Source organism: Georgenia sp. TF02-10 (genome assembly GCF_022759505.1).
GTDB lineage: Bacteria > Actinomycetota > Actinomycetes > Actinomycetales > Actinomycetaceae > TF02-10.
On record NZ_CP094290.1, the window covers coordinates 43,382 to 63,268 of the forward strand.

18 protein-coding genes and 1 riboswitch are annotated in these 19,887 nt (G+C 72.7%); of the genes, 10 read left to right on the forward strand and 8 right to left on the reverse strand.

The window, feature by feature from the left end; genetic code table 11:
- Nucleotides 1-23 precede the first annotated feature (23 nt).
- Nucleotides 24-1,517, forward strand: a complete 1,494-nt coding sequence (locus MF406_RS18200) for a leucyl aminopeptidase (RefSeq protein ID WP_242897980.1) — start codon at nucleotides 24-26, stop codon at nucleotides 1,515-1,517.
- A 22-nt stretch (nucleotides 1,518-1,539) separates the two neighbouring features.
- On the opposite strand, the gene MF406_RS18205 is transcribed toward MF406_RS18200, so the two are convergent.
- Nucleotides 1,540-1,923, reverse strand: a complete 384-nt coding sequence (locus MF406_RS18205; protein WP_242897981.1) for a hypothetical protein — start codon at nucleotides 1,921-1,923, stop codon at nucleotides 1,540-1,542.
- Between the two features lie 101 nt (nucleotides 1,924-2,024).
- Here MF406_RS18205 and lpdA point away from each other — a divergent pair, with 101 nt between their 5' ends.
- Together lpdA and sucB are read left to right on the forward strand one after the other, a co-directional pair.
- Complete coding sequence (gene lpdA, locus MF406_RS18210) at nucleotides 2,025-3,461, forward strand: dihydrolipoyl dehydrogenase (protein WP_371744685.1); 1,437 nt, start codon at nucleotides 2,025-2,027, stop codon at nucleotides 3,459-3,461.
- Nucleotides 3,462-3,525: 64 nt separating this feature from the next.
- Nucleotides 3,526-5,364, forward strand: a complete 1,839-nt coding sequence (sucB, locus tag MF406_RS18215; protein WP_242897982.1) for a 2-oxoglutarate dehydrogenase, E2 component, dihydrolipoamide succinyltransferase — start codon at nucleotides 3,526-3,528, stop codon at nucleotides 5,362-5,364.
- Nucleotides 5,365-5,433: 69 nt separating this feature from the next.
- Here sucB and MF406_RS18220 read toward each other — a convergent pair whose 3' ends face one another.
- Both MF406_RS18220 and MF406_RS18225 read right to left on the reverse strand, forming a co-directional pair.
- The gene (locus MF406_RS18220) at nucleotides 5,434-6,429 is read right to left on the reverse strand and encodes a ribonucleotide-diphosphate reductase subunit beta (protein ID WP_242898029.1); all 996 of its coding nucleotides are present in this window, start codon (nucleotides 6,427-6,429) and stop codon (nucleotides 5,434-5,436) included.
- A 47-nt stretch (nucleotides 6,430-6,476) separates the two neighbouring features.
- Entirely contained in the window at nucleotides 6,477-8,834 is a 2,358-nt protein-coding gene (locus MF406_RS18225) for a ribonucleoside-diphosphate reductase subunit alpha (RefSeq protein ID WP_242898030.1), read from the reverse strand.
- A gap of 159 nt (nucleotides 8,835-8,993) precedes the next feature.
- A riboswitch (cobalamin riboswitch) is annotated at nucleotides 8,994-9,226 on the reverse strand.
- A gap of 99 nt (nucleotides 9,227-9,325) precedes the next feature.
- Between MF406_RS18225 and MF406_RS18230 the strand changes: the two genes are divergently transcribed.
- On the forward strand, nucleotides 9,326-10,240 hold the full coding sequence (locus MF406_RS18230) for a TIGR01777 family oxidoreductase (RefSeq protein ID WP_242897983.1): 915 nt from the start codon (nucleotides 9,326-9,328) through the stop codon (nucleotides 10,238-10,240).
- Between the two features lie 7 nt (nucleotides 10,241-10,247).
- Here MF406_RS18230 and MF406_RS18235 read toward each other — a convergent pair whose 3' ends face one another.
- Nucleotides 10,248-10,808 carry a hypothetical protein gene (locus tag MF406_RS18235; RefSeq protein WP_242897984.1) on the reverse strand — a complete coding sequence of 187 codons (561 nt, stop codon included), beginning with the start codon at nucleotides 10,806-10,808 and terminating at the stop codon, nucleotides 10,248-10,250.
- A gap of 82 nt (nucleotides 10,809-10,890) precedes the next feature.
- Here MF406_RS18235 and lipB point away from each other — a divergent pair, with 82 nt between their 5' ends.
- From lipB to MF406_RS18260, 5 genes are all read left to right on the forward strand, one after another.
- Nucleotides 10,891-11,622, forward strand: a complete 732-nt coding sequence (lipB, locus tag MF406_RS18240) for a lipoyl(octanoyl) transferase LipB (protein ID WP_242897985.1) — start codon at nucleotides 10,891-10,893, stop codon at nucleotides 11,620-11,622.
- A gap of 106 nt (nucleotides 11,623-11,728) precedes the next feature.
- Nucleotides 11,729-12,679 carry an ABC transporter ATP-binding protein gene (locus MF406_RS18245; protein ID WP_242897986.1) on the forward strand — a complete coding sequence of 317 codons (951 nt, stop codon included), beginning with the start codon at nucleotides 11,729-11,731 and terminating at the stop codon, nucleotides 12,677-12,679.
- On the forward strand, nucleotides 12,676-13,659 hold the full coding sequence (locus tag MF406_RS18250) for a hypothetical protein (RefSeq protein WP_242897987.1): 984 nt from the start codon (nucleotides 12,676-12,678) through the stop codon (nucleotides 13,657-13,659). Before MF406_RS18245 ends, MF406_RS18250 begins: the two co-directional genes overlap by 4 nt.
- Nucleotides 13,660-13,712: 53 nt before the next feature.
- Complete coding sequence (gene lipA / locus MF406_RS18255; protein ID WP_242897988.1) at nucleotides 13,713-14,660, forward strand: lipoyl synthase; 948 nt, start codon at nucleotides 13,713-13,715, stop codon at nucleotides 14,658-14,660.
- Nucleotides 14,661-14,723: 63 nt separating this feature from the next.
- Nucleotides 14,724-15,431: a DUF4191 domain-containing protein gene (locus tag MF406_RS18260; protein WP_242897989.1), complete on the forward strand. Its 708-nt coding sequence runs from the start codon at nucleotides 14,724-14,726 to the stop codon at nucleotides 15,429-15,431.
- Here the strand turns inward: MF406_RS18260 and MF406_RS18265 are convergent, their stop codons facing one another.
- From MF406_RS18265 to MF406_RS18280, 4 genes are read right to left on the reverse strand one after another with little or no spacing between them, the layout of a single operon-like run.
- A complete protein-coding gene (locus tag MF406_RS18265) occupies nucleotides 15,432-15,860 on the reverse strand; it encodes an RDD family protein (RefSeq protein ID WP_242897990.1) in 429 nt (142 codons plus the stop codon).
- 27 nt (nucleotides 15,861-15,887) lie between these two features.
- Nucleotides 15,888-16,454 (reverse strand): hypothetical protein, encoded by a 567-nt coding sequence (locus tag MF406_RS18270; RefSeq protein WP_242897991.1) that lies wholly within the window; start codon nucleotides 16,452-16,454, stop codon nucleotides 15,888-15,890.
- Entirely contained in the window at nucleotides 16,451-17,845 is a 1,395-nt protein-coding gene (locus MF406_RS18275) for a hypothetical protein (RefSeq protein WP_242897992.1), read from the reverse strand. The genes MF406_RS18270 and MF406_RS18275 overlap by 4 nt, the downstream gene beginning before the upstream one ends.
- A complete protein-coding gene (locus MF406_RS18280) occupies nucleotides 17,845-18,168 on the reverse strand; it encodes a hypothetical protein (RefSeq protein WP_242897993.1) in 324 nt (107 codons plus the stop codon). The genes MF406_RS18275 and MF406_RS18280 overlap by 1 nt, the downstream gene beginning before the upstream one ends.
- Before the next feature lie 254 nt (nucleotides 18,169-18,422).
- Here MF406_RS18280 and glnA point away from each other — a divergent pair, with 254 nt between their 5' ends.
- The gene (glnA, locus tag MF406_RS18285; RefSeq protein WP_242897994.1) at nucleotides 18,423-19,841 is read left to right on the forward strand and encodes a type I glutamate--ammonia ligase; all 1,419 of its coding nucleotides are present in this window, start codon (nucleotides 18,423-18,425) and stop codon (nucleotides 19,839-19,841) included.
- The last annotated feature ends 46 nt before the right edge of the window (nucleotides 19,842-19,887 follow it).

Consider the following 19,887-nt stretch of genomic DNA (forward strand, 5'->3'; position numbering starts at 1 on the left):
CGGGCTGTGTCTATCCTGCCGCGGTGACGACGTACGCGCTCCGGACCGCCAGTCCCGCCAAGACCCGCGCCGAGGCGGTGGTGGTGGGCGTGCTGGCCGGCGAGGGGCGCGGCGGCGCCCGCCTGGCCGACGGGGGCCAGGACGTCGCCGATGCCTACGGCCGTCGGCTCGCGCCCCTGCTCGCCACCGTCGGCATGACCGGCAAGCCCGGCGAGGTGGTCAAGGTGCCCACCGCCGGCACGATCGGCTCGCCGCTGCTGGTCCTCGTCGGCCTGGGCAGCGAACCCGATCCACTCGCCGTCCGCCGGGCCGCCGGCACCGCCGCCCGCGCGGTCACCAACGCGGCGACGGTCGCGATCGCACTGCCGGCCGCCACCCCGGAGCTGGTGCGGGCCGTGATCGAGGGCTACCGGCTCGGCGGGTACTCCTTCTCCCGCTACAAGAGCGGCGCGTCCGACACCGCACCCGCCGAGATCGTCGTCCTCTCACCGGTCGCGCGGCGGAAGGAGACCGTCGCCGCGTTCGACGAGGCGCAGCTCGTCGTCGACGCCGTGGTCGCCGCCCGCGACTGGGTCAACACGCCTCCGGCGGACCTGACGCCGCCGCTCCTCGCCGACGAGGTCGCCGCCGCCGCGCGGAAGGTCCGCGGGGTGAAGGTGACGGTGCACGACGAGGACCGGCTCGCCGAGCTGGGCTGTGGCGGCATCCTCGCCGTCGGCGCCGGGTCCGCGGCCCCGCCACGACTGGTGGAGCTCGAGTACCGGCCCAAGGGCGCGACCACCCACGTCGCGCTGGTCGGGAAGGGCATCACGTTCGACTCCGGCGGCCTGACCATCAAGCCGGGGACGAGCTTGCCGACGATGAAGGAGGACATGGCCGGCGCCGCGGCGGTCGTCCAGGCCGTGCTCGCGATCGCCCGGCTGGGTCTGCCCGTGCGCGTCACCGGCGTCGCCGCGCTGGCCGAGAACATGATCGGTGGCGCGTCGATGCGGCCGGGCGACGTGATCACGACCTACGGCGGCACGACGATCGAGATCTCCAACACCGACGCCGAGGGGAGGCTGGTGCTCGCCGACGCGCTCGGCCGGGCGGTCGAGCGCGAGCCGGACCTGGTCGTCGACGTCGCGACGCTCACGGCCCACATGGTGCTCGCCCTCGGCGAGCGGATCTGTGGCGTCATGGGCGACGACACCGTGGTCGAGCAGGTGCTCGCCGCCGCGGAAGCGGCCGGCGAGGAAGCGTGGCCGATGCCGATCCCGGAGCACATGGAGGAGCGGATCCGCAGCTCGAAGGTCGCCGACCTCTCCCAGCACGACTGGATCCGCTGGGGCGGCGGCCTGTTCGCCGCGGCCTTCCTCCGCACCTTCACCGGCGGGCTGCCGTGGGCGCACCTCGACATCGCCGGGCCCGCGTTCAACAAGGGCGGCCCGACGGGGCACTGGACGTCGGGCGGCACCGGGTTCGGCGTCGCGACCCTCGTCGAGCTGGCCCGCTCGCTGGCGGCGCCGACCGACTGAGCAGCCACGCCCGGGCGACGCGCTACTCCGGCAGCGGCGGCCGGCCCTGCTTCTGCGCCTTGCGCACCCGCGTGTTGTAGTCGCGCATCCGCTGCGGGATGCCGACCACGGCGGCGTCGTACGACGGCACCTGGTGGCGGTTGCAGAAGTCGTGCGCCCACTGGACGCCCGGGACCCGCCGGCGCGTCCACTCGCCGTCGTGCGCGACCAGGAGCAGCGTCACCTCGCTGACGGCCGTGCGCGGCTCGACGAACCCCTCGACCCCGCGCCGGGCGGCCACCCACTCACGCAGGTGCTGCTCGTCGACCTTGTCGGCCGCGCGCACCCGCGTCGACCCGGTCCGCGCCGCGTCCTTCGCCGGCCCGCTCATCCTCGGTCCCCGCCGGAACCGGTCCCACAACGCCATGGCACCAGTGTGCCCGATCCGCCTCCTGTCGTCCGGACGTCGGCTCGGACACGAGCGGTTTGGCCGAGGTCGTTGCGCCGCGCATCCAGGAGGGTGCAAGGATGGTCCGCGCACTCGTGGACAGGGAAGGAGCAGTGGTGGCCGAGGCGGACGACGGCGAGGTCGACGTACTCATCCTCGGTGCGGGGTCCGGCGGCTACGCCTGCGCCCTCCGCGCCGCGCAGCTCGGCCTGACCGTTGCACTCGTCGAGCAGGCCAAGCTCGGCGGAACCTGCCTCCACGTGGGCTGCATCCCCACCAAGGCGCTGCTCCACGCTGCCGAGGTCGCCGACGCCGCCCGCGAGGCCGAGACCTTCGGCGTGCTCGCCAAGCTCGACGGTGTCGACGCCGCGGGCGTCCGGTCCTACGCCGACAGCGTGGTCGACCGGCTGTTCAAGGGCCTCTCGGGCCTGGTCCGCAGCCGCGGCATCCGCGTCGTCGAGGGCACCGGCCGGCTGACCGGTCCGCGCGAGGTCACCGTCGAGGGCCCCGACGGCACCACCACCCTCACCGGGCGCAACGTCGTGCTCGCCACCGGCTCCGCCCCTCGGGCGCTGCCGGGCATCGACGTCGACGGCACCCGGGTGCTGACCTCCGACGACGCGCTGCGCCTCGACCAGGTGCCCGGCTCGGCGGTCGTCCTCGGCGGCGGTGTGATCGGGTGCGAGTTCGCCAGCGTGTGGCGCAGCTTCGGCGCCGACGTGACCGTCGTCGAGGCGCTGCCGCGGCTGCTGCCCCCCGAGGACGCCGCTTCCTCCGCGGCCCTCGAGCGTGCGTTCCGCAAGCGCGGCATCACCGTCCGCACCGCGACGTCCGTCGAGCAGGTCGCGACCGACGACTCCGGGGTCGCCGTCACCCTCTCCGACGGCACCTCCCTGACCGCCGACGTGCTGCTGGTGGCCGTCGGCCGCGTGCCCCGCACCGAGGGCCTCGGCTACGACGAGCAGGGCGTGACCCTCGACCGTGGCCACGTCGTCGTCGACGAGCGCTGCCGCACCGCCGCCGACGGGGTGTGGGCGGTCGGCGACATCACCCCCGGCCTCCAGCTCGCGCACCGCGGCTTCCAGCAGGGCATCCACGTGGCCGAGCAGCTCGCGGGGCTCGACCCGCGTCCGATCGACGAGCGCGGCATCCCGCGCGTCACCTACTCCCGGCCCGAGGTCGCGTCCGTCGGCCTGACCGAGGAGCAGGCCCGGGAGCAGCACGGCGACGACGCGGTGACCACGCTGACCTACGACCTCGCCGGCAACGGCCGCAGCCAGATCCTGCGCACCCAGGGCTTCGTCAAGCTGGTGCGGCAGGTCGACGGCCCGGTGGTCGGCGTCCACCTCGTCGGCGAGCGGGTCGGCGAGCTCATCGGCGAGGCGCAGCTGGTCTACGGCTGGGAGGCGCACCCCGAGGACGTCGCCCCGCTGGTCCACGCGCACCCGACGCAGAACGAGGCGCTGGGCGAGGCGTTCCTCGCCCTCGCCGGCAAGCCGCTCCACACCCACAGCTGACCCGATCCACCCCACAGCAGTTCCAGCACCGACCCAGCCAGACCCAAGCGAAGACGAGGAATCCATGGCCACCGAAGTCAACCTCCCGGCACTCGGCGAATCCGTCACCGAGGGCACCGTCACCCGCTGGCTCAAGCAAGTCGGCGACCAGGTCGCGGTCGACGAGCCGCTGCTGGAGGTCTCCACCGACAAGGTCGACACCGAGATCCCCTCCCCCGTCGCCGGGACCCTGCTCGAGATCAAGGCCAACGAGGACGACACGGTGGAGGTCGGTGCCGTGCTCGCGATCGTCGGCGCCGAGGACGAGGCCTCCGCCGGCTCCGGTGACGCGCCCGAGCCGGACCAGTCCGGGCAGCAGGAGGAGCAGGCGCCTCAGCAGGAGGAGCAGAGCGCCGAGCAGGAGGAGCCGAGCCCGCAGGCGCAGCAGCCGGCGCCGGCCGAGCAGCCCTCGGCACCCGAGCCGCCGCGCTCCGAGACCCCGCCCCAGTCGGGTGGCCAGTCGGGTGAGCAGTCGGGTGGCCGGTCCGGTGGTGGCGACAGCACGCCGGTGACCCTGCCCGCGCTCGGCGAGTCGGTGACCGAGGGCACCGTCACCCGCTGGCTCAAGCAGGTCGGGGACGAGGTGGCCGTCGACGAGCCGCTGCTCGAGGTCTCCACCGACAAGGTCGACACCGAGATCCCCTCCCCCGTCGCCGGCACCCTGCTCGAGATCAAGGCGAGCGAGGACGAGACGGTCGAGGTGGGCGCCGAGCTGGCGATCATCGGCTCCGGCAGTCCGGCGCCGCAGCAGCAGGAGCAGGCTCCGGAGCCGCAGCAGCAGGAGCAGGCCCCGGAGCCGCAGCAGCAGGAGGCGCCCGCGCCCCAGCAGCAGGAAGAGCCGAAGCCGGCGCCCCAGCAGCAGGAGCAGGCTCCTGCGCCGCGCCAGGAGGAGAAGCAGGAGCAGCCGCAGCCGTCGGCGCCGAGCGGCGACGGCCCGGGCTACGTGACGCCGCTGGTGCGCAAGCTCGCGGCGCAGCACGACGTCGACCTGGCGACCGTCCAGGGCTCCGGCGTCGGCGGCCGGATCCGCAAGCAGGACGTGCTCGACGCGGCCGCGAAGAAGTCCCAGCCCGCCCCGGCGGCGGCCCCTGCGGCCTCCCCCGCCGCGGCCTCCCCGGCTTCCTCCGCGCCGGCGCCGGCGAGCCCGTCGCCGCTGCGCGGGCGCACGGAGAAGGTCAGCCGGCTGCGCAAGATCATCGCGGAGCGGATGGTCGAGTCGCTGCACGTGTCGGCCCAGCTCACGCAGGTGGTGGAGGTCGACGTCACCAACGTCGCCCGACTGCGCGAGAGCGTGAAGCAGGACTTCGTGGCCCGCGAGGGCGTGAAGCTGTCGTACCTGCCGTTCTTCGCCAAGGCGGCGATCGACGCGCTCAAGGAGCACCCGGCGCTCAACGCGACGCTCGACATGGAGGCGGGCACGGTCACCTACCACGACCAGGAGCACCTCGCGATCGCCGTCGACACCGAGAAGGGCCTCATCACCCCGGTGGTGAAGGGCGCCGGCGACCTGTCGATCTCGGGCCTGGCGAAGAAGATCGCCGACATCGCCCAGCGCACCCGCACCAACAAGATCGGCCCCGACGAGCTGTCCGGCGGCACGTTCACGATCACGAACCTCGGCAGCGTCGGCGCCCTCTGGGACACGCCGATCATCAACCAGCCGCAGGTCGCGATCCTCGGCCCGGGCGCGGTCGTCAAGCGGCCGGTCGTCATCGACGACCCGCAGCTCGGCGAGACCATCGCCGTCCGGCACATGGTCTACCTCGCCCTGACCTACGACCACCGGCTGGTCGACGGCGCCGACGCCGGCCGGTTCCTCCAGGACGTCAAGAAGCGCCTCGAGGCCGGCAAGTTCGAGGTGTGAGGGACGACGACCGACAGCCGTGAACGAGCGCCGGGTGCCCGCGAGGGCACCCGGCGCTCGTCGTACCGGCTAGAAGTCCTCGTCGAACCCGACGGTGCCCTTGACGCCGACCTGGTAGGCCGAGACCCGGCGCTCGAAGAAGTTCGACAGCTCCTGGACGTCCTGCAGCTCCATGAACGCGAGCGGGTTCGCCGTCCCGTAGATCGGCTCGAGGCCGAGCCGCTGCATCCGGCGGTCGGCGACGTGCTCGAGGTAGGCGCGCATGTCCGCGGTCGAGAGACCGGCGACGCCCCCGCCGAGGAGGTCCTCGGCGAACTGCGCCTCGGCGTCCACGCCCTCGACGAGCATCTGCCGCACCTGCGCCGCCAGCTCGTCGTCGAACAGCCCGGGCTCCTCCTGCCGGACGGTGTCGACGACGTCGAACGCGAACGCCATGTGCATCGACTCGTCGCGGAACACCCAGTTGGTGCCGGAGGCGAGTCCGTTGAGCAGGCCTCGCGAGCGCAGGAAGTACACGTAGGCGAAGGCGCCGTAGAAGAACAACCCCTCGATGACCGCGGCGAAGCAGATCAGGTTGAGCAGGAACGCCCGCCGGTCCTCGCGCGTCTCCAGCCGGTCGAGCGCGAAGACCGAGTCGATCCACTTGAAGCAGAAGTCCGCCTTGTGCTTGATCGACGGGATGTTGTCGACCGCCGCGAACGCCGCGTGCCGCTCGGCCTCGTCGGGCACGTAGGTGTCGAGGAGCGTCAGGTAGAACTGGACGTGCACCGCCTCCTCGAAGAGCTGGCGCGACAGGTAGAGCCGGCCCTCCGGGCAGTTGACGTGCTGGTAGAGGTTGAGCACGAGGTTGTTGGCGACGATGGTGTCACCGGTCGCGAAGAACGCCACCAACCGCGACACCAGGTGCCGCTCGGCGTCGGTGAGCCGGTCGAGGTCGGCGAGGTCGGAGTGCAGGTCGACCTCCTCGACGGTCCAGGTGTTCTTGATGGCGTCGCGGTACCGGTCGTAGAAGTGCGGGTACCGCATCGGGCGCAGGGTCAGGTTCATCCCGGGGTCGAGCAGCATCCGGGTCTCGGAGTGGTCGGTCGCGGCGGTGGGGTTCTCGGTGGTGGTCACTGGCAGGCCTCGCAGGTCTCGGGGTTCTCCAGGGAGCAGGCGACTGCCTCCTGGTCGGTCGGGGTGGTTCTCTGGCTGGCCGGGAGGGTGGCCGGTCGGGTGGCCGGGGCGACCGCGACGGTCGCCTGCTGGATCCGGGTGGCGGGCCGCGAGCGCAGGTAGTACGTCGTCTTCAGTCCCGCGCGCCACGCGTAGCGGTACATCGACGAGAGCTTTCCGATCGACGGGCCGGCCATGAAGAGGTTGAGCGACTGGCTCTGGTCGACATAGGGCGCACGCGCCGCGGCGAGGTCGATCAGCGCCCGCTGCGGCAGCTCCCAGGCAGTGCGGAAGAGCCGCCGCACCTCCTCCGGCAGGGCCGGCACGTCCTGCACCGAGCCCTCGGCGCGCTTGATCGCCTCCCGCACCTCGGGTGTCCACAAGCCGCGCTGCTTGAGCTCCCGGACCAGGGCGGTGTTGACCTGGAGGAACTCCCCGGAGAGGGTCTCGCGCTTGAACAGGTTGGACACCTGCGGCTCGATGCACTCGTAGCAGCCGGCGATCGACGCGATCGTCGCCGTCGGAGCGATGGCGACCAGCAGCGCGTTGCGCAGCCCGTGCTCGGCCACCCGCTCGCGCAGCGCCGCCCAGCGCTCGGTCTGGGTCGGCGTGACGTCCCACAGGTCCGGCTGCAGCTGCCCGCCCGCCGCGCGCGTCTCGGGGAACGCCGGGTGCGGCCCGAAGGTGGCGGCGAGGTCGCAGGAGACCTCGAGCGCGGTCAGGTACACCTCCTCCGCGATCCGGGTCGACAGCTCCCGTGCCTCGTCGGAGTCGAAGGGCAGCCCGAGTGCGAAGAACACGTCCTGCAGACCCATCAAGCCCAACCCGATCGGCCTCCACCGCGGGTTGGAGCGGGCCGCCTCCCGGCTCGGGTAGTAGTTGATGTCGATCACCCGGTCGAGCAGGGGCACGGCCGTGCGCACCGTGTCGCGGAGCCGCTCCCAGTCGAGGTCGCCCTCCGCGAGGTGGCGGGCGAGGTTCACCGAGCCCAGGTTGCACACGGCCGTCTCCTCGTCGGAGGAGACCTCGATGATCTCGGTGCACAGGTTGGACAGGTGCACGACCGGGCCGCCGTCGTCCCGGGTCTGGTTGCAGGTGCGGTTGGCCGCGTCCTTGAACGTCATCCAGCCGTTGCCGGTCTGGGCGAGGGTGCGCATCATCCGGCCGTAGAGGTCGCGCGCCCGCACGGTGCGGACGACCCGTCCCTCGGCCTCCGCCCGGCGGTAGGCCGCGTCGAAGGCGTCGCCCCACAGGTCCGGCAGCTCCGGTGCCTGGTCGGGGTCGACCAGCGACCACTCCTCGTCGGCCTCCACCCGGCGCATGAACTCGTCCGGGACCCAGTTCGCGAGGTTGAGGTTGTGCGTCCGACGGGCGTCCTCCCCGGTGTTGTCACGCAGCTCGAGGAACTCCTCGATGTCCGGGTGCCACGGCTCGAGGTAGACGCAGGCCGCGCCCTTGCGGCGACCACCCTGGTTGACCGCGGCCACCGAGGCGTCGAGCGTGCGCAGGAACGGCACGATGCCGTTGGAACGCCCGTTGGTGCCCCGGATCAGCGCACCGCGGGACCGGACACGGGAGAAGGCGAGCCCGATCCCGCCGGCGAACTTCGACAGCCGGGCCACCTGGTGGTAGCGGCTGTAGATCGAGTCCAGCTCGTCCCGAGGCGAGTCGAGCAGGTAGCACGACGACATCTGCGTGTGCCTCGTGCCGGAGTTGAACAGCGTCGGGCTGCTCGGCAGGTAGGCCAGCGACGACATCAGCCGGTAGAACCGGACCGCCTCCCCCGGTGTGGTCGCCAGCCCGCACGCGACGCGCAGCAGGAAGTACTGAGGCGTCTCGACGACGAGCCGGGTCGACGGGTGGCGGAGCAGGTAGCGGTCGTACACGGTCCGCAGCCCGAAGTACTCGAACCGGCGGTCCCCTTCGGGGTCGACCGCGAAGTCGAGCTTGCGCGCGTGGTCCTTGACGAACCGGGCGGTCTCGTCGCCGATCAGCCCCTCCGCGTGGCCGAGCGCGACCGCCTGGCTGAACGAGGCGACGCCCTGGTTGCGCACCTCCTTGTCGATGTAGCCCGCCAGGAGGCGGGCAGCGAGCCGGGAGTACTCCGGCTCCTCCCCGATCATCTCCGCGGCGGTCTGGATCGACAGCCGGTCGAGCTCCGCGGTGGTGGCGCCGTCGTAGAGCCCGCTGATCGTGCGCGTCGCGACCCGCATCGGGTCGACGTCCGGCAGGTCGCCGGCGACCCGGTCGACGGCGCGGACGATCTTGTCGACGTCGACGGGCTCGGTGTCCCCGTTGCGCTTGCGCACCCGCATCGGGGTGCGCCCTGGTGTGGCAGTGACCGTCACTTCTCTCTCCTCGCGAGATCGGTCCTGGACGGTCCGGGCGTCGCGGGAGGACGGGCACGGGCAGCCGCGCGCGGCGCGCCACCGACCAGCCGTCGGCCCTCCCTCGAGGCCTCGGACCACCACGCCCGGCGGGCGTGGTGCGCTGGCAGGTCTTCGGACTCGCGGGCTCGCCGCAGCCAGGCACCTGCCTGGCCCCGACCCCTACTGACCGTCGCTTCCCAGGACGCCGGCTTGCGTCCCAGTGCTGTTGACGGCGGTCGTTCCCACTCACCGCTGCGGGGCAGTCCCGGACTCGCACCGGGTTCCCTCTTTCCTCGATCGCCCCGAGGGGCTCTCGAACCAGCTGCGGCACCACCATATGTGGGGGTCGACTCGTCGTGCGGGACGACATCTTGTGCCGGCGTGTCGGCGACGTCGGAGTGGCTCGCTCCGGCGCGTGGCATGGCAGGGTGGGCGCCATGACGTCGCTCCACGTGGTGATGGCGGGCAGCTCGGGGTTCCTCGGCGGTCACCTGCGGGCCGAGCTCGAGCGGCGGGGACACCGGGTGACGGCGCTGGTCCGGCGCCCGGCCCGGTCCGCCGCCGAGTCGAGCTGGGACCCGGACGCCGACCGCGTCGACGCCGACCTGGTGGCGTCGGCCGACGTCGTCGTCAACCTCGCCGGCTCGCCGACGCTCGGCAACCCGTGGTCCTCGCGGTGGGCCCGCCGGCTGCGGGAGAGCCGGCTCCGCACCACCGGCCTGCTCGCCGAGACGATCGCCGCCGCTGCCCGGGCGGGCACCGCGCCGGCGTTCGTCGCGGGCAACGGTGTCGGGTGGTACGGCGACCACGGCGCCGCCGTGCTCACCGAGGACGCCGACACGCGCGGTCACGCGTTCATGACGACGGTCTGCCGCGAGTGGCAGGCGGCCACGGCCCCGGCGGCCTCGGCCGGCGCCAGGGTCGCGGTGCTGCGCACCGCGCCGGTGATGGACCGCACCAGCCCGCCGCTGAAGCAGCAGCTGCTGCAGTTCCGGCTGGGTCTCGGCGGCCGGCTCGGCTCCGGCAGGCAGTACCTGCCGATGATCTCGTTGCGCGACTGGGTCGGCGCGGCGGCGTACGTCGTCGAGCACCCGACGGCGTCGGGGCCGGTCAACCTGTGCTGCGTCGAGACACCGACGAACGCGGAGTTCACGGCGACGCTGGCGGCCGCCGTCGGCCGGCCGGCAGTGCTCCACGCGCCGCGCCCGGCGGTGCGGGCGGCCGGGCGGCTCACCTCGGAGGTGCTGGGCTCGATGCGCACCCGGCCGGAGCGGCTCCTCACGCTCGGCTACGAGTTCCACGACCCCGACGTGGCGGCGGTGGTGCGCGCTGGGACCGCCGGCGAGCGCTGAGGCCCGGTCACCCGGCGACGTCGCGGACCGACGCGAGCACCCAGCGGTCCGCCGTACGTCGGAACGCCAGGCGCCGGGTGCTCACACCGTCGCGCGGCAGCCGGAGGTCGGTCGGGCCGGCGGTCCGCTCCACGACGGCGCCGGACGCGAGCCGGTCGGTGACGACGAGGACCAGCCGGTCGGCCGTCGCCAGTCGGGCGCGGGTGGCGAGGACCTGCATCCGCACCCGGCGGACCCGCAGCCCGCGCGCCGACCAGCGCCGCAGCATCGCGATGTCGCGGTCACCGGCCGCCGATCCCGGCAGGTAGAGCCGGCGCAGCGCACCGACGTCCCCGCGCGCCCACGCGGCCGCGCGGGCCCGGTCCCAGGAGTGCAGCACGGCCACCGCGCCCGGCGTGCGCCCCGCCCGGGACGCCTCCCCCTGCCGGGCGACGGTGGCCGGCCGTTCCTGTGGCGCCCGGTCGTCGGAGCAGGACCACACCGTCCCGGCCGCCACTGCGACCGTGGCGAGGAGCGCCACCGGCCCGCGGAGCCGGGCCCGTGGCCGGTGCGAGTGGCGGCCAGGCATGGGTCCGTCCTACCCCGGACCGGCGGTCGGGCGCACCCGGCTCTCCACAGGGCGGCCGCGGCCCCGGAGTAGGCTCGCGGTCGTGAGCGAGCTGCAGTTCCAGGAGCTGGGCCTGGGGGGCACACCCGTCGACTACGTCGAGGCCTGGGAGCTCCAGCGCCGGGTGCACGCCGAGGTGGCCGACGGCGCCCGGCCGGGCACCGTCCTGCTCCTCGAGCACCCACCCGTCTTCACCGCGGGTCGGCGGACCGACCCGCACGAGCGACCCGCCGACCCCGGCGGCGCCGCGGTGGTCGACGTCGACCGCGGCGGCAAGGTGACCTTCCACGGTCCGGGACAGCTGGTGGGCTACCCCATCGTCGAGCTGCCCGACCAGGTCAAGGTCGTCGACTACGTGCGCCGCGTCGAGGAGGCGCTGATCGCCGTCTGCCGCGACCTCGGCGTCGCGACCGCCCGGGTGCCCGGTCGCACCGGCGTCTGGCTGCGGGCCGACGACCGCGGGCCGGAACGCAAGATCGCCGCGATCGGCATCCGAGTCCGGCGCCGCGTCACCATGCACGGGTTCTCGCTCAACTGCGGTGTCGACCTGGGGTGGTACGACCGGTTCGTCCCCTGCGGCATCGACGACGCCGGCGTCACGAGCCTCTCCCGCGAGCTGGGCCGCGAGGTGACGGTCACCGAGGTGCTGCCCTCGGTCCGCCGCCACCTCTCCGACCTGCTGGCCTGGCAGCCCTACGTGCGGACCCCCGACTACGAGCCGCGGCCCGAGCCCGGCCGGGTCCCTCGGGTGCCGCTGCTCACGCCGGGGCGGTAGCAGCCGACCGCCCTCGGCGCCCCGGCGTGTCCCCGCGCGCCCGGACCGCCCGGCGTGGTCGGATCGTCCGGGCGTCGACGGACGACGCCGGACGGGGGCGCGTGTGGTGAGCGAGCTGGTCATCGAGACCACCGGGCTGCGGAAGGAGTTCCGCAGCCGGCGCGGGGGGCTCCGCGTGGCCGTGCAGGGCCTCGACCTCGCCGTGCCGGCAGGCGGCGTGCACGGGTTCCTCGGGCCCAACGGGTCGGGCAAGACCACCACGATCCGGATGCTCCTCGGGCTCGCGCGGCCGACGGCAGGCACGATGCGGCTCTTCGGGCGCCCCGTGCCGGCCCAGCTCCCGCACGTGATCGGGCGGGTGGGCGCCGTGGTGGAGTCACCGAAGTTCTCCCCCAACTTCAGCGGCCGCCGCAACCTCCAGCTGCTCGCCGGCGCCATCGGTGCCACGCCCGCACGCGTCGACCACGCGATCGAGACCGTCCGCCTCACCGGCCGCGACAAGGACCGCTACCGGTCCTACTCCCTCGGCATGAAGCAGCGGTTGGCGATCGCGGCGACCCTCCTCAAGCAGCCGGACCTGATGATCCTCGACGAGCCGACCAACGGCCTCGACCCCGCGGGCATCCGGGAGATCCGGGAGACCATCCGTGACCTGGGCTCGTCCGGTGTCACGGTGCTGCTCAGCTCGCACATCCTCGCCGAGGTGCAGCAGGTCTGCACCAGCGCGACGATCATCGGCGCCGGGCGGCTGCTGGCGTCCGGCACCGTCGACGAGCTGCTCGGCAGTGGGTCGGCGTACCGGCTGGTCGCGCCGGACACCGCGGCCGCCGCGGAGGTGCTGGACCGCGCCGGGTTCGTCCCCAGCCACGTCGACGGCGCCGTCCACGTCGAGGCCGACGACCCGGGCGAGCTGACCCGGGTGCTCGGCGAGGCCGGGATCTGGCTCACCGAGCTCGCCCCCCTGCGCGCGGACCTCGAGTCCTACTTCCTCGAGCTCACCGAGGGCGAGCAGCTGGGTGAGCCGACGGCGGCGCAGCGTGCCGGAGGTGCCGCATGAGCCGCCTGCTCCGGGTCGAGCTGACCCGGCTCCTCTGCCGGCGCGCGGTCCTCGTCCTCCTCGCTCTCGCCGTCGTGGTCCCGCTCGTCATCGGCGTCGCCCGGGTCCTCAACACCGCTCCCCCGTCGGAGGCCGACCGGGCACAGGCCGAGCAGGCGATCGCGCGGGACGTCTCCTCGCGCTGGTGGCAGCGCGACGTCGAGCGGTGCACCGATCGGCCGCGGCAGTACGGCGTCCCGGCAGGGGCGGCCGACCTGCGTGCGGCCTGCGAGGAGACGCTCACCCCGCGGGTCGACGAGTACCTCTGGTACGACGAGCTGCGGCTGGCCGAGGAGCGCGACGAGGGCTCGGGGCTCGCCGTCGTCATCGTGCTCGCGATCCTGATGCTGCTCGTCGGCACCACCTTCGCCGGGCACGACTGGGCGAGCGGATCGGTCAGCAACCAGCTGCTGTTCGAGACCCGCAGGACCCGTGTGTGGGTGGCCAAGGGCGCGGTCGTGACCGCCTTCGCGGCAGCGGTGACCGCGGTGGTCGTCACCGCCTACTGGCTGGCGCTCTACCTCGTCGCCGGCAGTCGCGACCTCCGGGTCCGCGACGGGGTGCTGGTCGACTGCCTGCAGATGGGCGGCCGCGGCGCCCTGGTCGCCGGCGGCGTGGCGCTGGCCGGCTACGCCCTCACCATGCTCTTCCGCAGCACCGTGGCGGCGCTCGGCACGCTCCTCGCCCTGGGGCTCGCCGGCGGCGTGGTGCTCGCGGTGATCGGGGTCGACTCGGTGTGGAACCCCGGCCTCAACCTCGCCGCGGTGGTCCTCGACGGCGCGACCTACTGGGTCGACGAGCCGTGCGGACCGGGGAGCGCCGAGATGTGTGGGGTCGAGCGGGTGCTGCCGCTCGGCCGCGGCGCTGCGTACGTCTCCGCGATCCTCCTCGCCGCGGTCGCCGCGTCGGTCGTGTCGTTCCGGCGCCGCGACGTGCCCTGAGCCGGGCGGGCCGGGCGCGGGCCGCGCGACGCCCGCCGAGTAGTCTGGAGCGCGTGACGACCGCTCCCGCCCCGCAGCCCGAAGGTCGCAAGCTCCTCCGCCTCGAGGTGCGCAACGCGCAGACCCCGATCGAGCGGAAGCCGGAGTGGATCAAGACCCGGGCGAAGATCGGGCCGGAGTACTCCGCGCTCCACTCCCTGGTCAAGTCCGAGGGCCTGCACACGGTGTGCCAGGAGGCGGGCTGCCCCAACATCTTCGAGTGCTGGGAGGACCGCGAGGCGACGTTCCTCATCGGCGGCGACCAGTGCACCCGGCGCTGCGACTTCTGCCAGATCGACACCGGCAAGCCGCAGCCGCTCGACCGCGACGAGCCGCGCCGGGTGGCCGAGTCGGTGCGCACGATGGAGCTGCGCTACGCCACGATCACCGGCGTCGCCCGCGACGACCTCCCCGACGGCGGTGCCTGGCTGTACGCCGAGACGGTGCGGGCGATCCACGAGCTCAACCCCGACACGGGCGTCGAGAACCTGATCCCCGACTTCAACGGCCGTCCCGAGCTGCTCGCCGAGGTGTTCGAGTCGCGTCCCGAGGTGCTCGCCCACAACGTCGAGACGGTGCCGCGGATCTTCAAGCGGATCCGTCCCGCGTTCCGCTACGAGCGCTCGCTCGACGTGCTGACCCAGGCGCGCGCCTTCGGCCTGGTCACGAAGTCCAACCTGATCCTCGGCATGGGCGAGACCCGCGAGGAGGTCAGCCAGGCGATGCGCGACCTCCACGAGGCGGGCTGCGAGCTGCTCACGATCACCCAGTACCTCCGGCCGTCGGTGCGCCACCACCCCGTGGAGCGGTGGGTGAAGCCGCAGGAGTTCGTGGAGCTCCAGCAGGAGGCCGAGGAGATCGGGTTCGCCGGCGTGCTGTCCGGGCCGCTCGTCCGTTCGTCCTACCGGGCGGGTCGGCTGTACCGTCAGGCGATGGACGCGCGCGACCGGGCCACGGCCTGAGAGCCCGCCCTTTCCGCAGCAACCGCAAGCCCGCAGCACCGAGGAAGTCAGGCACCCCGCACGATGGCGAAGCAGATCGACCCCGCGAAGATGAGCCGACGGCAGCAGGTCGTCGAGACGTTCCGGATGTCCAAGGAGGTCGACCGGGCGCTTCCGTGGTGGATGCTCGGTGCGTTCCTGGTCTTCGGTGCCATCGGCTTCGGCATCTTCTGGATCCTCCCCGGCAGCGGCACGTTCGCGCTGGTGATGGCGATCGTCGGCGGGGTGCTCGTCGGCCTGCTGGCGATGATGATCGTGTTCAGCCGGCGCGCCCAGCGGGCGGCGTACGCCCGGCTCGAGGGCCAGCTCGGAGCGGCCGCCCGGGCGCTCACGATGCTGCGCCGCGGGTGGCAGCTGGAGGAGATGATCGGCTTCACCAAGCAGCAGGACATGGTGCACCGCGTGGTGGGCCCTCCGGGGATCGTGCTCGTCGGTGAGGGCAACGCCAGCCGGCTGCGCCCGCTGCTCACCAGCGAGCGGAAGAAGCACGAGCGGGTCGCCGCGGAGTTCCCCGTGCACGAGGTTGTCGTCGGCCCGGGCGAGGGCCAGGTGCGGCTGCCCGAGCTGGTCCGCCACGTCCGCAAGCTCGGCCGCCAGGTCAAGCCCGCCGAGATGACCGACATCCTCTACCGGCTCAAGGCGCTCGACGCCCAGCGGCCGAAGGTGCCGCTCCCCCGCGGCCCGGTGCCCACCAGCATGAAGGGGCTGCGGCAGAACCTCCGCGGCCGCTGATCAGCGCCCGGTCAGGGCGCGGAAGGTCTCCAGCCGCACGGTCGCGGTGCCGGTGGCCAGGTCGTGCAGCCCACGGCCGTCCTGGCGGAAGACCAGCGGCGGGATCACCAGCGCGACCAGCACCTGCCGCGCCAGCAGCCGCAACGGGTTCATCGGCCGGAACCGGCCGTCGGCCGGCACGACCCGCAACCGGGTGGCGAGCTTGCCGAACGACCCGCCGAGCAGCCAGGTGAACAGCGCCGACTCGAGCACGTAGACGAGGAGCGGGTAGAAGTCCGCCGGCGTGGTCTCGGGCCGGGTGAACTCCTCGAGCCCGACGAACGCCACGACGACCAGTGACGACGCCATCCAGTCGACGACCAGGGCGAGGACCCGGCGCCCCCAGGAGGCGGTCTCGAACGGCAGGCTGTGGGGCGAGCTGTCGGGCACGCGTCCACCCTAGGGCGGCCGGACTTGTCACTCCTTCGCCGGGTCGGGGGTGCAGGTGGCGAGGAACGTCTCGCCGTCGCGCTCGGCGACCTCCGCCGGGTCGAGCCAGCCGACGTCCTGGAACCAGAAGGTGTCGACGGGGTGGTCGGCCGACCCGTCGACCACCTCGGCGAGGTCGGCGGACGAGCCCCAGCCGCTGGGGGAACCGTGGACCGACAGGCGCACCGACGTCGCCTCGCGCCAGTCGAAGCCCTCGGGCAGCGGCTCGGCCACCTCGAGCCCGCGAGGCGGTCCGGCGAGCGTCAGGTGCTCGACCGCGGCGCCCCGTTCGCTCCGGGCGGTCAGCACGAGCTCGGCGTCGCCCGGCTCGAACGCGAGCGCCACCCGCGTCACCCGGGCGCACGGCGACCCAGTCCAGAACCGCAGGTCGCCGTCGGTGACACGGACGCCGAACGCCGGGCGGAGCGACGGCGCGAACTGCGCGTCGGGGTCCCACCCGTCATCGGGGTCGCCGGTGTCGTCGTCGCACGCCGCGACCAGCGCGACGACCAGGGTCAGCGCGGCCGCCGTCGCGGCCGTCCGAGCCGGCCTCACCGGTAGCCGCCGTCCCCGAGGCCGGCGTCCTCCTCGATGCCGTCGCTGTCGGTCACCACGTCCCAGATCATGCCCCAGTAGCCCTTGTCGGCCCACTGCCGGGAGTGCCGCTCCTCGTGGTGCAGGAGACGGTCGAGGTCGAGGCTGCCCTCGTAGGGGTCGCCGTCGTCGTCGGCGTACCACGCGTTGCCCGACCGCACCATGTCGCGCAGCTGCTCGGCCGCGTCGTCGGGGTCGTCGATGTTGACCATGAAGATGTCGCCCCAGGCGGTGCCGCCCTTCTGGCTGTAGACGTCCTGCAGCAGGTTGCCGCCCAGGCCCATCAGCATCCCGTTGGGCGTGGTGACCAGCCGGCCACCGTTGCCGTGGACGAACCCGACGTCCTGGTCGTAGGACCAGTCGTTGGCCGCCTGCCGGTCGATGATCCGCTGCACCTCGTCGGCGGAGTACGCCTCGGGCGTGAAGTCGGTGCCGTGGCCCTCGCCGTAGTCGGTGCCGGCGTTGAGGACGTAGGTCATCAGCACCGCCTTGCGGGCGTCGTCGCCGCTGATCCCGTCGGGCAGCAGGAAGTAGGACTTGCCGTCGGGGTCGATGACCTCCTCCAGCCCCTCGAGGACCTCGAAGTCCTCCGCGGTGATGCCGTGCTCGCGGGCGATCTCGACGATCGTCTCCGCCGGCACGCCCTGCCGGTCGGCGTTCTCCAGCCACCGCGAGTAGTAGCCCTCCGGGAGCGGCCCCGTGAGCAGGCCCTCCTGCCGGAGGCGGTACTCGATCCGGTTGCCGGTGAGCTCGAGCCGGTCCGACACCCGGTCGAAGGCCACCTCGCCGAGTGACCACCCCGTCGGCGGAGCGGTGCCGACGAAGCGCTCGAGCACGCGCTGGAGCTGGTCGAGCACCGGCCGGGCACGGGTCCGGAGATCGCCGAGCACCCCCTGGTACTCGCCGTCGAGCCCCGAAGCCGTGCTCTCGAAGGCCTGCCGGTTGATGTCGCGCTGCTCCTCGCGCTCGAACCGGGTGTCGACGGCGTCGGGCATGTCCCGGTCGGCGGCGGCCCGCTCGGCCACCGCGTCGTCGTAGCGCCGTCGGATGCCGTCGATGTCGCCCCGCGCGTCGTCCACGTGGCCGACGTACGTCGCCAGGGCGCTGGCTGCGTCGCCCAGCCGGTCGCCGTCGCCCTTCATCGTCGTGGCGAGCACCTCGACGTCGGCGACCGCGGTCGTGGCGGTGTCGGAGCGCCACGACTCGGCGAGCCGCAGCGCGTCGTCGTCGACCTCCGCGTGGGTGTCGAGCAGCAGCTGCCCGAGGTTGTGGACCGCGCGCTGCTGCGACCGCAGCGTCGCAGGGTCCTCCAGCGGGTAGGGGTAACGCGCGCGGGCCGCTTCGCTGGCCATCAGAGCCGGTACTCCACGTCGATCTCGTTGGTCACCTGCACGGTGTCCTTCACGAGCCTGCTCAGGGCCTCCAGCTCCAGGGAGAACGCGCTGAGCCGGCCGCCCACGGCGGTGAGGATGTCGTCGGCGGCGTTGACGACGTCCATGCCGGCGCGCAGCGGACCGAGGAGCAGGTCGTCGAGGTGGCTCGACGGGTCGTCCGGGAAGACCCGCGAGCCCTCGGCCCCGTCGGTCGCGGCCGCGGCGAGCTCGCGCGCCTTCGACGCGAACCGGGACGCGGCCGCACCGGAACCGTCGTACTCGATGTAGAACTCGTGACCCACTCCTGGGACCCTCCTCGCACTCCCCCGGGTTCTCACCGGTGCGCGCGCTCGGTAAACCCCGACGTAGGCTGGCAGCCCGACAAACCTGTTACATCGACGAAACAAAGTGGTGATGGTCGAGAAACGGCCTCTCCCTAGGTTTCCGGGCAGAGGTCGGCACGCAGCGTCGCGTCCCGGATCGCCCGACCGCGAACCCTCGATCCCGAGACCGATCCTGACTGGAGGCTGAGCCCGGCTCAGCCGAGGAGGAACGAATGTTCAACAACAGCGAAGAGCTGCTCAGCTTCATCAAGGACGAGGGCGTCGAGATGGTCGACGTCCGGTTCTGCGACCTGCCCGGCATCATGCAGCACTTCACCGTCCCCGTGTCGACGTTCGACGAGTCGGTGTTCGAGGACGGGCTCGGGTTCGACGGCTCCTCGATCCGCGGCTTCCAGGCGATCAACGAGTCCGACATGGCGCTCTTCCCCGACCCGACCACGGCGTACGTCGACCCGTTCCGCGAGTCGAAGACGCTGGTCGTCAACTTCTTCATCCACGACCCGATCACGGGCGAGCCCTACTCGCGCGACCCGCGCAACGTGGCGCGCAAGGCGCTGGCCTACCTCGAGACCACCGGCGTCGCCGACACCGCGTTCTTCGCGCCGGAGGCGGAGTTCTACATCTTCGACAAGGTGCGGTACTCCACCAGCGCCAACGAGGGCTTCTACCACATCGACTCCGTCGAGGGCTGGTGGAATTCCGGCGCCGAGGGCGACAACCTGGGCTACAAGACGCGGTTCAAGGGCGGCTACTTCCCCGTGGCGCCGTACGACCACTACGGCGACCTGCGCGACCAGATGGTGAAGAACCTGGAGAACGTCGGCCTCACCGTCGAGCGGTCGCACCACGAGGTCGGCACCGCCGGCCAGGCCGAGATCAACTACCGGTTCGACACCCTGCTCCGCGCGGCCGACGACGTGATGAAGTTCAAGTACGTCATCAAGAACACCGCGTGGCACGCCAACAAGTCGGTCACCTTCATGCCGAAGCCCATCTTCGGCGACAACGGCTCGGGCATGCACGTGCACCAGTCGCTGTGGAAGGACGGCGAGCCGATGTTCTACGACGAGACCGGCTACGGCGGCCTCTCCGACGTCGCCCGCTGGTACATCGGCGGCATCCTCAAGCACGCCCCCGCGGTGCTCGCGTTCACCAACCCGACCGTGAACTCCTACCACCGCCTGGTGAAGGGCTTCGAGGCCCCGATCTCGCTGGTCTACTCCTCGCGCAACCGCTCCGCCTCGGTCCGGATCCCGATCACCGGCTCCAACCCGAAGGCCAAGCGCATCGAGACCCGGTTCCCCGACCCGTCGGCCAACCCCTACCTCGCGTTCTCCGCGCTGATGCTCGCCGGCCTCGACGGCATCCAGAACAAGATCGAGCCCGCCGCCCCGATCGACAAGGACATCTACGAGCTCCCGCCGGACGAGATGGCCGAGATCGAGCAGGTCCCGACCTCGCTCGGCGCGGTGCTCGACGCCCTCGAGGACGACCACGACTTCCTCACCGCGGGCAACGTCTTCACCCCCGACCTGATCGACACCTGGATCTCCTACAAGCGCGAGCACGAGATCGAGCCGGTGCAGCAGCGCCCGCACCCGCACGAGTTCGAGCTGTACTACGACATCTAGGCTCAGATATAGGAGAACAGCTCGAACTCGTTCTCCAGAGTCGTCG